6 protein-coding genes and 2 pseudogenes are annotated in these 16,780 nt (G+C 47.8%); all 8 read left to right on the top strand.

Annotated features, from left to right (window positions below):
* Nucleotides 1–3,304: DUF4132 domain-containing protein (locus GRP75_RS10710; RefSeq protein ID WP_160789306.1), on the top strand; the 3,304-nt coding region annotated here is incomplete at its 5' end.
* 230 nt (nucleotides 3,305–3,534) lie between these two features.
* A complete protein-coding gene (locus GRP75_RS10705; protein ID WP_160789305.1) occupies nucleotides 3,535–4,029 on the top strand; it encodes a GNAT family N-acetyltransferase in 495 nt (164 codons plus the stop codon).
* 141 nt (nucleotides 4,030–4,170) lie between these two features.
* Entirely contained in the window at nucleotides 4,171–5,154 is a 984-nt protein-coding gene (locus GRP75_RS10700) for a Gfo/Idh/MocA family protein (RefSeq protein ID WP_160789304.1), read from the top strand.
* 512 nt (nucleotides 5,155–5,666) lie between these two features.
* Entirely contained in the window at nucleotides 5,667–8,396 is a 2,730-nt protein-coding gene (locus tag GRP75_RS10695; RefSeq protein WP_160789303.1) for a glycoside hydrolase family 3 C-terminal domain-containing protein, read from the top strand.
* 157 nt (nucleotides 8,397–8,553) lie between these two features.
* Nucleotides 8,554–10,071: a glycoside hydrolase family 30 protein gene (locus tag GRP75_RS10690; protein WP_160789302.1), complete on the top strand. Its 1,518-nt coding sequence runs from the start codon at nucleotides 8,554–8,556 to the stop codon at nucleotides 10,069–10,071.
* A gap of 195 nt (nucleotides 10,072–10,266) precedes the next feature.
* Nucleotides 10,267–13,185, top strand: coding sequence for an S-layer homology domain-containing protein (locus GRP75_RS10685; RefSeq protein ID WP_160789301.1), 2,919 nt, complete (start codon nucleotides 10,267–10,269; stop codon nucleotides 13,183–13,185).
* Between the two features lie 63 nt (nucleotides 13,186–13,248).
* Nucleotides 13,249–13,638: pseudogene (locus GRP75_RS30645) on the top strand (S-layer homology domain-containing protein); the annotation flags it as partial.
* A gap of 3,014 nt (nucleotides 13,639–16,652) precedes the next feature.
* Nucleotides 16,653–16,780: pseudogene (locus tag GRP75_RS29645) on the top strand (nitric oxide dioxygenase); the annotation flags it as partial.

Below are 16,780 nucleotides of genomic sequence, written 5' to 3'. Positions count from 1 at the left end.
GCCGCTGGCTGGCTCATTGGAACGCTTGCTTCGTGCTAAGGCGGAGCTGCAACGATTGGGTGGACTGGAAGTATTGACGAAGATATATGCAGACCCGGATCGTGCCGAACAGTATGAAAGCCTGCGGCCTTTGGCGGATATCATTCAGCAACCCACAGCCAAAGAGGAGCAACTGCTGTCCAAGCTGGGACAGGAGGATGCTTATACAGGGGCTAACGGTTTTGGCCTGTACGATCCGAATGTCAAGGAAGCTTGGTTGGAAGAGAAAGTTGATCTGGGTGATTTTCGATTGTCCGATGTTTTTGTTAGTCCATTGGAGAAGCTCAAGCAGTTCTTGAGCGGACTGGATGAGCTTGTTCATCATCATCGTGATGTGGAATATACTGCGGAGTATTATTCGGGCTACAAAGATACATTGCTTATTGGGACGAACCTTCGTCCTCTACGGCTGGTTCAGGTCGATGAAGAAGTAGATTCTAGACTGTCTTTATATCCTCTCTATGAGGAGTGGGACCGTTATTTGCAGGAAAGCGGCATGGAAGCGCGTGAACTGCTGGAGCTTGTTTTTTATGACCGATTGGAGCCTATGGACCGAACGCTGGATCGCTACTATCGATACTTTTCTTTTAACATGAACTATTCAGAACAAAGCAAGCACAAGCTGCTGGAAGGATGGCGTAAAGACTTCGCTGAGCAAATGTATCCTTTGGATCGGATTAACGAGGTTCAGAAGTGGATGGCAGAGCTGACCTATTCCGATCAGGTAAGCACATTAGTTAATGCTTATTTTATGGACACATCCGGTGACCAAACATTTGACGTAATTGACCTTGCTTTAAATTCACTAATGCAGGGCGTGCCTAAGGACAGACCTGCTGAGGATATGGGAATGCTCCATCTATTGTCCGGCCCGTGGGTGGCACTGGAGAAGGGGCAGGTTCATGATGGTGAGTCCTTTAAGCGCTTTTTCCATACCTTTGTGAACTACGCAGAACTGCCAGGAGCGGAAAATCGTTTTTATTCTCCGCTGGATCTGGAGGATTATTTCAAAGCATATGAAAAAGGGTTGATCGGTGTAGGGGAAGTCTATCGGGAACTGCTGGCCGGTAGGGAAAGCAGAAGACATATGAGTTCCTTAACCAATGCCCGCAATACATGGATTTCTAGCAAACATGAATTTTTGGAAATACGTCGCACGGTTATTGATCGACTGTTAGAGGTTGAATTGGTTCGAGGAGATTTGCCTACCGAGGCTACGCCAAAGGTTATGGGATTGAGCCAATTTGAAGGTATGGATTATTTCATCCGTATTCTGGAGGGTCTCGACAAGGAAACGTTTGTGCGTGGTTATGTGTACGGCTACGGTGATCGTATTACCAAAAAAGAATCGTTCAGCCACTTGCTCAAAGCATGTTATCCGAGTGATGGCGAGGATGCCACATTGCTCAAGGAAAAGCTGAAAAACACTAAAATTACGGATAAACGTCTGCTGGAGGCTGCTATGTATGCTCCACAGTGGATTGAGATTGTAGCAGACTATCTCGGTTGGGAAGGGCTTCGCAGTGCCGCATGGTATTTCCATGCACATATCAATGAAGGTTTTTCGGCCGAGAAGGAAACGATTGTAGCCCATTATTCGCCGATTGCTCCGCAAGATTTTAATGATGGTGCCTTCGATATTCACTGGTTCCATGAGGCCTATGAGACGTTGGGCGAGGAACGATTTGATCTGCTGTACGATTGTGCCAAGTATATTTCAGCTGGAGCCAATCATCGTCGATCCCAGTTGTTTGCGGATGCGACGCTGGGTAAGCTCAAACGGAGTGAAATGGAAAAATCAGTGGAGGACAAGCGAAACAAAGACCATTTGCTGACCTACAGTCTGATTCCACTTGCTCAGCCGCCTGAACCAGATGTACGCGAACGTTATGATTTTATCCAGAGGTTTCTGGAACAAAGCAAAAAATTTGGGGCACAGCGTAAGGCCAGTGAGGCACTGGTTTCACGGATTGCACTCGGGAATTTGGCACGTAACGCAGGTTATGATGATGTAACCCGTCTCGTATGGGACATGGAAGCTCGTAAGCTGGATGATCTCCGGTCTTATTTTGAGCCACATGCTTTGGACGAGGCTACAACGGTGCAGCTCGTCATTGATGCTGAAGGAGCGGCAGATATTGAAATTGTCAGCAAAGGCAAGACGCTGAAATCCATTCCGGCTCGTTTCAAGAAGGATGAGTATGTTACGTCGCTGAAGGAGCTTAAAGTAGATCTAGTGGATCAGTACCGCAGAGCTCGCAAAGAATTGGAACGCTCTATGGAGTCTGGTACGACCTTTATGGTGAAGGAATTAAGAGGATTGCTGGGTAATCCTGTGCTTGCTCCGTTGGTGCGGACACTGGTTTTCAAGGCCGATGATCACCTCGGATATTTTAATGAGGAAACGTTGGTATTGACGGCTCCTTTTGCTGAACAGCATACTATAGGAGAAGAAGACAAGCTGATTATCGCTCACCCCCTTCATTTGTTCGAAAGTGGTCGTTGGAGCGACTTCCAGAAGGACTTATTCGACCGCCAGATACGCCAGCCATTTAAGCAGGTGTTCCGTGAGCTGTACCTACTGAATGCTGATGAACGTGCAAACGCGACAGTTTCCCGTCGATATGCGGGACACCAGGTACAGCCGAATAAAACGGTATCCCTATTGAAAGGTCGCCAATGGACAGTCAGCTATGAGGACGGACTCCAGAAGGTGTACTATGCCGAGAATCTGATTGCGAACCTGTATGCCATGGCAGACTGGTTCTCACCAGCGGATACCGAGGCTCCTACGCTGGAGACAGTACAGTTCTTTGATCGGACAACGTATAAGAGCGTACCGTTGGATGAAGTTCCTCCTGTTCTGTTCTCCGAAGTTATGCGGGACGTGGATCTGGTCGTCAGTGTTGCTCATGTAGGCGGCGTTGATCCAGAGGCCAGTCTGACGACCATTGAAATGCGTAGGGTGATTGTGCAGGAATCACTTCGCCTGCTGAAAATTAGCAATGTACGCTTGGATGGGAATTATGCACGTGTAGATGGGACTCTTGGCGAATATGCTGTGCATCTGGGAAGCGGGGGTGTCTATAAGCAAGCGAAGGGAGCACTGCATATTATTCCGGTGCATTCGCAGCATGGTGGACGCATCTTCCTGCCGTTTCTGGACGAAGACCCAAGAACAGCGGAGATTCTATCCAAAATTGTGTTGTTGGCCGAGGATCAGAAGATCAAGGACCCGCAAATTCTTACACAGCTTCAAGCGTAGAATAGAATTCTGATATATAGAGATTCATAATTAACTCAACGTTCGCACCTAAACAATGATTTCGCATCCTCGACTGTGTAGGTGGAAACTTAGTTTAGTTGCGGAGGTTGAGTTATTTAATACTGAGCGTGTATCAAGCGCCAATAAGGAGATATGGGTAATATTTTAGGTTCTGTGGTTTGATGAGAATCTAACAGTATAACAATTGACGATAATAGGAGAACACAACGATGATTAATAGTATCTTTCTAAAAGAGTACTCAAGCGAGTATCAATCACAAGTTGTCGATTTAATTTTACATATTCAAAAAGATGAATATAATATCGCCATAACCAAAGAAGATCAGCCAGATTTGCTTGATATTAAAAACTTTTATCAGCGTGGTAACGGCAACTTCTGGGTGGCTCTTAGTGAAGGAACCGTAGTAGGAACTATAGCTTTGTTAGATATTGAGAACCGTAAGACAGCACTCAGAAAAATGTTTGTAAAACAAAACTATAGAGGTAAAACATTCAATGTTTCGAATCAATTATTGCATCATGCCATAGGATGGGCCAGGGAAAGGTCTATTGAAGAAATCTATCTTGGAACAACACCACAATTCGTAGCAGCTCATCGTTTCTATGAGAAGAATGACTTTGTTAGTATAGCTCCAGAAGAATTGCCGATTGGTTTTCCAGTCATGAAAGTGGATAAAAAGTTTTACAGATACGTCATTCAATAATGGGTATAAATGAAGATGCTGCTGGGTCACAAAAGAAACTGTCGTCTAGCAAATGTTTCTTTTGTTTAGGACAGGCGTTTGCTAGAATAAAAGGGTATGTTGTAAGTCAACGTTAACCAAATTGCTGGGAGGGACACAAGTATGAGCAAAAAGATTAAATGGGGAATTGTCGGCACAGGCTGGATCTCAGATCAATTTGTGGCGGATTTGGCGCATGTTACGAATGGAGAAGGGTATGCTGTTGGATCACGCACTATTGAAAGCGCTACCGAATTTGCAGCTAAGCATCAAATATCAAGGGCTTACGGGAGCTATGAGGAATTAGCACAAGATCCCGAGGTAGATGCTATTTACGTAGGGACTCCCCATCCTTTTCATAAAGAAAATGTTCTGACGGCTCTTCGGGCGGGCAAAGCAGTCTTGTGTGAGAAACCCTTCACCGTCAACAGCAAAGAATTGGAGGAAATGATCGGCTTTGCACGTGAGCGTAAGCTATTCCTGATGGAAGCAATGTGGACACGTTTTTTGCCTCCGATTCGCCAAGTGCGGGAGTGGATACATGCGGGACACATTGGCGAGGTAAAGCTGGTTAAGGCGGAATTTGGTTTTCGAATAGATTGGAACCCGGAGGGGCGGCTTTTGAACCCTGAGCTGGGCGGAGGTGCTCTATTAGATGCAGGAATTTATCCGGTTTCTTTTGCTTCAATGGTCTTCGGTCCTGAACCTGAGCATGTATGGAGCACTTCTCATATCGGGGAGACAGGCGTTGACGAGACATTTTCGATCTTGCTGGATTATGGAAAAGGACGCACGGCTATGCTTAACGGGGCAGTCCGTCTCGGATTGACGAATGAGGCATACATCCATGGAACAAAGGGTTATATCCACATTCCGTCATTCCTGAACAGCACATCGGCTACTTTAGTTGTGGACGGTAAAGAGGCACAAAACTTTCAGGATGACCGATCCTCTACAGGCTATGCCTTTGAAGCAGAAGAAGTCGGGCGTTGCTTGAACGAAGGTTTGCTCGAAAGTTCTACTATTTCTTTAGATGAATCGTTAGGAATTATGAAACTGATGGATCAGATTCGTTCACAATGGGGGCTTCGGTATCCGTTTGAATAATCACATTAATTCCAGGGACCTTTCAGGTTCTCTGGAATTTTTTTGTTTATGAGCGTTGTTTTTTATACCAGGATTTTGCAAAATCCTTATACATAAGTATTTCCAATTCCCAAATAGCGACTTTGGTCGCACGCTAGGTAACGCCATATGAGTAAGTCAAGAGTGGGACATATGAATCATTTTTATGGATTGAAATTAGTTAAAAAACCGTCATCAAATAGTTACAAAAGTGTAATTTTATTATCGGTTAACTGAATTGTTAACGCTCTCTTTTCATGAAAAAGAGTGAAGGTCCTAGTGCTGTACTTCCAAAAACTTTCAATGAAATTTTCGAAAATGTACGGTAGGGTGGTAAACGTGTCACTTGAGCCATTGCGGCTTTTGCTGACTTGCTTGCTTATCCCGTGGCTCTGGATTCTTGTCGGAGCTCGCAGGATCGAGAGCCTTTGCAAGCCTGTGAGAGTTGAATAGGCATTCACCTCATGATCTAACATCAAGGAGGAATTACAAACGTGAAAGTGAAATCAACATGGTTGTTCCGTATGGTGATGATGACAGTTATCGCGGCTGTTGTGATCGGACCTATGAATATTGCAGGAGCGGCAGGAAGCCAGACAGATCGGCCTTGGATGAACACGGCCCTGTCGGCTGAGAAACGGACAGCGTTGCTGCTGCAGGAAATGACGCTGGAAGAAAAAATAGATTTGGTGACTGGCAAGGTCAACAATTACTATGGATTCTATAATAATTCGATGGAGCGGTTGGGCATTCCGGCGCTGACGATGGCAGATGGACCAGCGGGTGTGCGTATCGCTAATCCAGATGTGCAGGACAAGCAATCTACTGCGTTGCCTGCTCCAATTGCGTTGGCTGCAACGTGGGATACCCAAGCTGCCAAACAGTATGGTGATTTGATTGGAGACGAGGCTTTTAATACAACTCATAATGTTGCGCTTGGACCGGGGATGGATATTGCCCGTATTCCATGGGGATCGCGAAACTTTGAATCTATGGGTGAGGACCCGCTACTGCAATCGCAAATGGCGACCGCTTATGTCAAAGGTATACAAAGCCACCCTGTTTTGGCGACTGCGAAACATTATCTTATGAATAATCAGGAAACAGAGCGCTTCACGACGAATGTCAAAGTCAGTGACCGTGCGTTGCATGAGATTTACATACGCCCGTTCCAAGAAGTCATCGCCAAGGCAGATTTGGGAGGGGCAATGTGCTCCTTTAACAAGGTCAACGGCGAGTCTGCTTGTGAGAACAAAACTCTTTTGACGGACCTCTTGAAGAAGGAACTGCAATTCAAGGGCTTCGTGATGAGTGATTACGGTGCGAACCTGAGTACAGTCGAATCGGCAAATAGCGGATTGGACCTGGAAACACCGGGGACCCCTTATGGTAAATGGGGAGATCAGCTGCTGGCGGCTGTCAAAAATGGTAAGGTAAGTGAAAAAACGATTGATGATAAGGCTGGGCGCATTTTGGTGCAAATGTTCAGCAAAGGTTTATTCGATCACCCGGCTCAAAATAATCAAATTGATGCCCGTGACCATGGCAAGACAGCCCGTCAATTGGCTGAGGAAAGTATGGTACTGCTTCAAAATAAAAACAATGCATTACCGTTGTCTAAAGATAAACTCAAGTCCATTGCTGTGATAGGCCCCGATGCAGATAACGGCACTGTGGCAGGCGGAGGTAGTTCGTTGGTGAACCCGACGTATACCGTGAGTCCGTTAGAGGGCATCCGCAATCGTGTCGGCAAAGGTGTTACCGTTCAATATGCACCGGGTACAGACCCGATCTCTGCAGGAGACATTATGCCTGGCCCATCGGCTGTTCCGTCTTCACTGTTGACTACATCTGATCAGAAAGAGGATATCAGTGTTGGATATGCAACTTATGGAGATGGCGAACAGGGGCTTCGAGGCGAATACTGGAAGAATAACAAGATGGAAGGAAATCCGATTCTTGTACGCAATGATGACCAAGTCAATATGAACCTTGGATTTTATAATTATCAGGGCTTCAATGCGAAGTCCCCTAAAGTTCCAAATACACCAACGACACTGAACGGCTTGATATCTGCACGCTGGACAGGGGCTATTGCAGCTCCCAAGGATGGTGACTATGCATTGTCATTAACCAGTTTGGGATCAAGCAAGCTGTATCTCGACGATAAGCTTTTCGTAGACAATCAAGGTGAAAAGCTGGGCACTACGAAGAAAAGCATCTCCCTTAAAGCGGGTGAAAAGCACAAGATACGTATTGAATACCGCGCTGATTATCCGACCAATGGTCGTGATTCCGGTGGTATGGTTCGTCTGGGCTGGGAACCTCCGGCAGATACGTCAGATAAGTTGATTGACAACGCTGTGAAATTGGCGAAAAAATCGGATGTTGCGATTGTTGTTACGCGTACGTATGAGAGCGAAGGATATGTTGAGCGTTCCGATATGGAACTGCCGAACAATCAGGATCGGCTAATCCGTGCGGTTGCGGCTGCAAATCCGAAAACTATTGTCGTACAAATGAGCGGCAGAGCCGTGCAAATGGATACCTGGCAGGACAAAGTCCCTTCCATCGTACAAGCATGGTTTGCTGGACAAGAGCAAGGGAATGCTATAGCACGCGTCTTATTCGGGGATGTGAATCCTTCGGGTAAGTTGCCGGTAACCTTCCCGGTTAACGAGCAGTCTACACCCGTGTCCTCACCAGAGAAGTTTCCGGGTGTGAACGGTATAGGTGACTATTCAGATGGTATTTTTGTAGGCTATCGTGGGTATGAGAAATCGGGTATTCAACCGGCGTTCTCCTTTGGACACGGTTTATCCTATACGACATTCGGATATAGCGATCTGAAAACAAAACAGCATGCGAGTGGAAAAAAATCCGATCGTACGAGTTCCGTCGAAGTTTCGCTAAAATTGAAGAACACGGGTAAAACAGCCGGAGCTGAGGTTGTACAGGTGTACAACGGTAAGCTTCCGACAAACGTAGAGACTCCATCCCGTCAACTGGCAGGCTGGTCCAAGGTAGAGTTAAAGCCGGGTCAAGAGAAGAAGGTTCGCATTGAGCTCGACCCGAAAGCTTTCTCATATTGGGATGAAAAGTCCAAAGCATGGGTTATGCCAGCGGGTGAAGTGCCCATTTATGTGGGCAGTTCCTCTCAGGATTTACGACTGACAGGAAGTGTTACGATTCCGGCAACCTCTACAGAAAAGGCAAAAAAGTAATCCCGTTACATTTGTTTTAAAATGGTTATATTCAAGAGAGCGCGGGCACAAGCACCGGCTCTCTTTTTGCCATATGTATGCAAAGGGAGACCCAAGTGAAAGCTGAAATAGTAGGGAGGATGGGGATAGGTTAATGATAGGGAGAGGAGGACATTAGATGAAGAAACTCCAAAAGCAACGACGTACTGACATCTGGCTGCTTATAGCTGCAGTAGCCATTTTGATCTGTGCGGTCCTGGCCAGTATGGCTATACGGAATGTTCCGGGGCCGAAAGCAGAAAATAACGTCAACATGTGGCTAACAACACCCGATCCGGCGAATCGCCTAACCCAACAAACCCCGATCCGTTGGAATAAGGATAACAGTAAAGAAAATGCAGCGAATGCGGATACACTGACGATTGAGATTAAGCCAGATATTCGTTACCAGACGATGGAAGGGTTTGGAGCAGCGGTGTCCGGTTCGTCCGCATACCTGATGAATTATGGCATGTCTGCCAATCAGCGTGATCAGCTGCTAAATGATTTGTTTACAGCCAGTGGCATTCAACTGAGTTATATTCGCCATACCATTGGAGCCTCAGATTATTCCGTAGATGAGCAGGGACAGCCTGGCAGCTATACCTATGACGATGTGGCAACAGGCAAGGACTATGAGCTGAATCATTTCTCCATCGCCAAGGATCGGGATGTGATCGATGTGCTGAAGCAAATCTTGAGAAGAAACCAGGATTTAAAGATTATGGGAACCCCATGGACAGCTCCGCCCTGGATGAAATATGGGGAGCAGATTTATAACGGCTGGTATTTGGACTATACCGATCCGCGTGTCTACCAGGCGTATGCTGACTATTTTGTTCGTTATCTACAGGCGTATGCGAACGAGGGAATTCCGATTCAGGCGATTTCCATTCAAAATGAGCCAGAATTCACTACGCCCAAGTATCCCAGCATGAGTATGGGGGCAGCAGAACAGGCGAATTTTATTAAACAATATCTGGGCCCGACCCTAAATCGAAACCATTTATCTACTCACATTATTGCCTTTGACCATAACTGGGAAACAGGGAGAGAATATGTCAAGACCGTGTTAGGAGATGAACAGGCTCGAAGCTATACGCACGGAACGGCCTTTCATTGCTACAAAGGAGAGCCCACGGCGATGACAGATGTGCATAATGCTTTTCCTGATAAGCCTGTATATATGACAGAATGTAGTGGGGGGGCGTGGAGTCCGGGCTTTGGAGATGATTTGAGCTGGGATATGTCCAAGCTGATCATTGGTGCACCCCGAAACTGGTCGCAAAATGTCCTCTTTTGGAATATCGCACTTGACTCGTCCGGGGGTCCGGCCAATGGGGGTTGCGCCAACTGTAGAGGTGTAGTGACCATCGACCCGTTAAGCGGTGCAGTTACGAAAAATGTGGAGTACTATGCGATTGGGCACGCCAGCAAATTTGTCCGTCCAGGTGCAGTACGTATTGATTCTACACATTATAGTGGAAGTATCGAAACGGTCGCTTATCGCAACCCCGACGGTACGCTTGTCCTGATTGCCGCCAATACGGGAGAGAACACAAAGACATTTAAGGTTCGGCAGGGAAATAAGGTTTTCAAATCTACCCTTCCCTCCAAGTCCGCAGCTACCTTTCAATGGAATCCTACGGTTTCCTGATATGGCATGTACATCAACGTTTTATAGAAGTTTTAGAGCGCTTAGCCCATCTGGCTGAGCGCTCTTTTTTCATTTGCTACAAAGTCCAGACTGTGAAAAAGATAAAATTTTAATATTGTTCAGAATTGGTTCAGAGGCGGATGATAAGATCTTTTCACTAATAACAAGAATGAACCGTTCACGGGGGAGAGTCTGATGAATCAAGAAACGAATAAAGAATGGCAAAAAGTGCTGATGGTGACGTTGCTGGCAGGTATGGCATGGGGGCCCCAGCTTGTTCATGCGGAAACGAAAGGGGAGACGTCAGCGATTGTGACTAAAGCCAGTACAGTATCTTTTACAGATCAGTCCACTATGTCATCCCAGGCATTACAGGCGGTACAGGAGGCTGTGAAGCAAGGACTGATCACGGGTTATCCAGATGGTTCTTTCCGTCCAGATCAACCGTTAACGCGCAAGGAAATGGCAGCTTTGCTGGCTAATGCACTTAAGCTTGACGCAACGGGGAAAGCAGTAACTTTTAAGGATACGCAGGGGAGTTGGGCAGCTTCTTATATAGAAGCTGTACGTGCGGCAGGTCTAATGACCGGAGATGAATCAGGTGCTTTCCGCCCGGATGCTGCAGTGAGTCGTGAGGAATTGGCAGCCATTCTGGTGAGAGCGATTGGAGGAACCCATGTTCAAGGCGGAGATGTTCAGGACATTTCTGATGGGGATCAGGTGAGCGCATGGGCCAAAAGCAACGTAGAGGCAGCTCTCAAACTGGGATTAATGGATACGCCGGATAATCGGTTTGACTCTAAAGTACAGGTAAAACGTCAGGATATCGCAGCCTTTTTGGTGAATGTATTCCAATCGGGTGAACGGACGGGAATCCTATCTCGTATCGACGGGGATATCGCCTATATGGATGGAAAGCCCTATTTGATCGGCCAGCAATTGAAGCAACTGTTTGGAGCAGACAATGTGCCGGCGCTTCAAGGGGCTACCCTGACCTATCAGGCATCGAACCGAAACGTAGCTGATCTGTCAGCACTTCAAATTGTGCAAAGTGGTACAGCCCAACAACCGGTGACTTTGTATAGCAAAGGGACAGAATTTAAAGGCAAGTTAGCTATTGCAGCAGATTATGTGCGTATTCAAGGTGATACGTTACCTCAGGTAACCCTGATGCGGGGTGCCAAAAATGTAGAGATTCATGCAGACGTAAACGAAATGATCGTGGATACGCATGAGCCTATTCAGATTCAGGGAAGTGGTGTATGGCAGCAGCTTAAACTGAATTTTGCCGATACACAGGTACGTCTCGCCAATGGGATACAGACTGTACAGACCCGTCTTGCGGAGCGGGGAACAGAGACTCAAATTATACGTGATACCACGTTGGGTGCATCTTCGGATACATCCTCAACAAGCACTAAAAAAAGTTCATCTGGTGGTGGCGGTGGTAGTTCTACAACGAATCCAACGCCAACATCTAATCATGTACCTGTCTCAGCTATCGTTCCTGCCGATCAATATGCCATTTTGGGTTCTGGAGATACGCTAGTGGATTTGAAAAATGTGTTTTACGATGCCGATCAGGATGAACTGTCGTACCATGCGGTCACTTCGGATGTATACGTAGCAGAAGCAGAAGTGGCAAATCAACAGCTTACACTAAAACCTAAATCAGTAGGAAGCACGCAGGTATTTGTTACGGCAGAGGATGGAAAAGGCGGTAAAGCGAGCGTGTTTTTCAGCTATACAGTGACCAGCACTACTTATGAGGAGGACATTAATCACAGTCCTGTCGCGAGCAACAGCCTAAATGACATTCCTTTGCTCTTAAATGAAGGTGCCAAGCAGATTAGCCTGTCTGACTTGTTTAACGATGAGGATGGCGATGCACTGACCTACACGGTGGAATCGGCTTCGCCAGAAGTGGCCACAGGAGAAGTAACAGGCGATCAGCTTATGCTTACGCCGCTTCAAGCCGGCATTAGTCTAATGACGATAACAGCCCATGACGGCAAGGGAGGTACAGCCTCACTTCAGTTTGCTGCTATGGTGAATGCGCCTTTGCCTGATCCGCAGCCTGAGAATCACATACCTGTGGCTTTACCTCATTTACCTATCGTAGTTGCTAATGTGTTGCAGGACAAGCTGATGCTGTATCCGGGCTCGTTATTTATGGATCAGGATGGCGACACCTTGACGTATACCATAACTTCCTCCAACCCCCTAGTAGGCAGTGTGGCGGAGAATGGAGAAGATTCATTTGTAACACTGCATAATGCTGGTATTACGATGATTGGAATTACGGCGAATGATGGACGTGGGGGCGTTTCTTTCACTTCATTTATGCTCCAAGTTGAAGCTCCTCAACCCGTAAATCATCGTCCGGTAGTGACCCGTGTGCCTGAACCTCAATATTTGGACCCGGGAGATGGTCAGCAAATATTGCAGCTGAATGATATGTTCTCTGATGAGGATGGAGACACGCTGACCTATACTGTGGTGTCTTCTGATCCATTGGTGGCAGGGGGGCAGGTAGAAGGGAATGCACTTTTCATACAACCTTTGCGTAATGGTCTGACGTTCCTTACGATTACAGCAAATGATAATCGGGGTGAAACGACATCTTTTACGATTCCAGTGATTGTTGAGAAAAGAGACTTGTTCATTTCCGAAGTCGTGTGGCAAGGCGAACCGGATTATCTGGACCAGGCGATTGAATTGTATAACCCTACAAACAGACCGTTGGAGAAAAATAGAATATGGATTGAGCGATCCGACCAACCAGACCCGATTATTATAAATGCCAATGACGGAGATGTAATTATGCCTGGGCAAACATTTGTTATTGCGGATGATCTGAGTTCATTCGTATCGGAGGAGTGGTATTTTACCTTCCTGCATTTACAAAATAACAATTCGGAACCTGTTACGCTTAAGCTGTATTACAACAACACGCTTATAGATATCGCAGTTATTGGTCAAGGGCAGGCTTTGGGACGGAATAGCGGTACGGTCATTGGTAATCCAGACCATTATCAATCTGGTGAATGGAATGTTGAGGGGACGAACTACCCTGTTAATTTAGGAGTCTTTATCGGTCGTCCTCGGCCGTAAAACATACGTATCCTATGATTTTAAATACATGATTACATTTATCGGTGGGGAGAGAATTGCACCATGAAAAATAAGAAGTTAACCGCTCAGCTGGCAGCTGCTTTGCTGCTGCTGACCCCCTCGTTTCCTGCCGGAGCAGAGCAGGCTACCGTGATAGATACGGCTTCCGTATCCAAGGGGTCCACAGGGAACAATACTGCCACCTGGACGGATGTACAGAAGCTTACAGCACAGCAATTGGAACAACTACAAAAAGCCCGTGAACTCGGGATCATCCAAGGCGATCCAACCGGAACGCTCAGACCTGAGCAGAAGCTCACACGTCAGGAGCTAGCCGTGCTGCTGGTCAAAGCGTTGCAGCTTCCGACGGGCAACTTGGACGGCGCTGCCTCCTTCACGGACGTGCCCGCCGATAGCTGGGGGCGCCCGGCTATAGAGGCAGCCCGTAAGGCCGGGCTGATGCAGGGCGACGCCAACGGACACTTCCGTCCGAATGACCTGATCAGCGCCCAAGAACTGGTCGCGCTGTTGGTCAGGTCCGCTGGGACGGGTACGTCTGCGGGCACGCCCGCCAGCACAACCGACTCGCCGTCGGCGCAGACGCTGCCGACGGCGTGGAAGGACGCCAGCCCGTGGGCGACCCCGATGATTCGGGCGGCGCTGAATGACGGGCTGATGAGTGAATTTCGCGGAAATCTGCACGCCAAAGACTCGGTAAGCCGCGTAGATGCGGCCAGCCTGCTCGTATCTGCTTTGTTTCCACAGGAGCGTGCTTCGCAGCTCCAGGAAATGGACGGCAAGCAGATACGGATCAATGGCATCGCTTATGACGTTGCAGAGCCGCTGCGCGGCATTTTTCACGCGGATAATCAGGCCGCGCTGCGCAACGCAGGCATTCGTTTCCATGCCATAGGCCGGACGGTGGATAAGGTCACTTGGCTGGAGCTTCGCAGCAGCGGGAGTTCGGCTCGTGACGGCGAAGCGGAGTTCAGCGGCAACGTTGTGCTGGACGGACACGGCTCTACGTTAAACGGAGATTTGGTGATTGCCGGGGATTTTACATCGGTGCTGCATTTGAAAGTGGAACAGCAGTTAACGGTGGATGCCCGGGTGCAGCAGGATTTTTATGCACAGGATGTACAGGTACAGGGACAGACCCATATTAACGGCGGAGATAACAATACAGTTGTATTTGATAGCTCAACGTTGACACAAATGGATGTCACAAAACCGGACGTTCACGTTGTACTCAGTGGTACCGCAAGCGCGACAGTCATGAACGTGCAATCCAACGCAAGCATTGAGGTTAGCGTCGATGCATCCTTGCCGCAGCTGAATGTTAATGAAGGGGCGAACAAAGTCAATCTTCAGGGAACGGTTCAGACCGTTCAGGTAAATGGCAGCCAGTCCGTCGAAATGACAGGTAATAGCACGATCCAGCAGCTGACCGTCACAGGGACGGGTGCCTTGGAATTGAAAAATACAGGTAGTATTGAAAATATTCAAGTCAGCAACCCGGCAGCAAGGGTGAATGTGAGTGGAAATGTACAGGTATCTGCGGTCACACTGGGTACCGGAGTAGCTTCCAACGCTGTTACGGGTCTAGCTGTGGCAAGTGTAACAGGTACGTCCTCATCTTCTGGAAGCTCATCCGGTTCATCCAGCAGCGCGAACCGTTCACCGGAAGTCGTGAATGCTTCAGTAGAGCGTGTAATTACAGAAAGCGCTGGTGAACAATTGTACGATTTACGCCAATTCTTTACCGATCCTGATGGGGATATCTTGACCTTCTCGGCAGCTTCTCTTCAATCCGGCATCGTACGGGCGTCTGTATCGGGCAATACATTAAAGCTTACGCCAGTCAGTGTCGGAAAAGCATCCATCAGTGTATCGGCTAATGATGGACGGGGAAAAAGGGTGTCGTCTACCTTCAAAATTATCGTGAACGGCCAGCCAGTATCTGCAGGTATATCCGATCAGGCGCTTACTGCGGGACAGTCCGACTTGGTTCTGCATTTGAATGATTATGTTCAGGACCCGGAAAATGCTAGCTTAACGTATCAGGTTACTGTTGATAATCCTGCTGTAGCGTCGGTGGTGCTTACGGGAGATGAATTGCGTTTGAGTCCGCTTCGCGCGGGCAGTACGATCGTTCATGTCACTGCCAATGACGGACAGCAAGGAGAAGATGGCAGCACAGGCCAAAAGCAGATTGAATTCAAGCTAACGGTTCAGGGCACTCCTAACCATGCTCCGCATGGACAAGACCCTCAACCGCTAACCGTCACATTGGGTCAGCCGAATACGACGCTGGATCTTTCCACGATATTTACGGATGTAGATGGTGACCCGCTGGTGTTCACAGCGACCAGTTCGGATGCTTCTATCGTGCAGACTACCATAATGAGAGATCAGCTTTCTTTGCAGTCGCTGCAAGCGGGGAGTGTAAGTATTACCCTGACGGCAGACGACAGCAAGGGTGGAACAGATACAGTTACCTTGATTGTAACGGTTTTGCCTATACCGAACAGTAGCCCGGTGGTTACCCGTGCACCAGACGCGGTACATCTGATTTTAGGCAAGGCTGACGGAACCGTGGATCTGTCCACTATCTTTGCCGACCCGGATCATGATCCGATTCGTTATGAAATCAGTTCGTCTGATCCAGCCGTGGCAGATGCTACAGTTCAAAATGATCAGCTTGTCATTCATGGGCTGACTAGCGGCAATACCGTGATTACCATCACGGCTAAAGACGATAGAGGCGGAGAGATTAGCACAGACCTACAGGTCCATCTATTGGAAAATGCGGTTATTACAGCGATCCCTGAGCAGTTGCTTCAATGGGGAGATGCTGCCTCAGAACTGGATCTCTCGCCGTTCCTGTTGAACTGGGATCTAGCATCCCTGTCAGTGACAGCAGACACGTATGATCCAGGAATTGCTACGGCCCATATGAATGGTCAGAAACTACAGCTAAACCCAGTGAGTGTAGGGACCACAAGTGTAACACTCAGTGTGTATGATCAGTACGGACGTGCAGAGGGAGCGACGTTCCCGGTTACCGTCAGCATGCCTCAGCTTAATCAAGCTCCTCAAGTCATAGCGGCTATAAACGAGCAGGTATTGACTCCCGGAGTTACACAGCAAAGGGATTATGATCTGCAACAACTGTTCTACGACGAGGATGGGGATGAGCTGCGATTTACAGTCAGCTCCAGTGATCCGACGTTGGTGAGTGCATCGCTTAATGGCAGCATTTTATCACTGGCTTCGGGTACAGGCAGCGGCCTTGCTGAAATTACTATTACGGCTGCGGATGATCGGGGTGGCTCAGTTCAATATACGTTGAATACACGCAACGCGGAGCTGGTTTCCGGCGGTATCACTCCGATTGGGGTTAAATATGGCTTGCCGCACAGAACCGTGGATCTGTCCAGTTATTTCCCAGGACAATCTAAATTCCTTTGTACAAGGAGGCTGGACAGCAGCAGGGAGGCTGGTCAGATTTTAAGAGCTTTGTTGTGCAGAAAAAGGTTAAAGAAAGCGACCAGATTACGTCCTTTTATCTGGTGCCGCAGGATGGACAGGTGTT

Origin of the sequence: Paenibacillus sp. OT2-17, assembly GCF_009827695.1 — a bacterium.
Classification (GTDB): domain Bacteria; phylum Bacillota; class Bacilli; order Paenibacillales; family Paenibacillaceae; genus Paenibacillus; species Paenibacillus polymyxa_B.
Note: the sequence above shows the minus strand (reverse complement) of the source record. Positions and strands in the feature narration are given on the sequence as shown.

Excerpts from the sequence above, each read along its gene's own strand:
- GRP75_RS10705 (WP_160789305.1), top strand. The coding sequence starts at position 3,535 with ATGATTAATAGTATCTTTCTAAAAGAGTACTCAAGCGAGTATCAATCA.
- GRP75_RS10700 (WP_160789304.1), top strand. The coding sequence starts at position 4,171 with ATGAGCAAAAAGATTAAATGGGGAATTGTCGGCACAGGCTGGATCTCA.
- GRP75_RS10690 (WP_160789302.1), top strand. The coding sequence starts at position 8,554 with ATGAAGAAACTCCAAAAGCAACGACGTACTGACATCTGGCTGCTTATA.
- GRP75_RS10685 (WP_160789301.1), top strand. The coding sequence starts at position 10,267 with ATGAATCAAGAAACGAATAAAGAATGGCAAAAAGTGCTGATGGTGACG.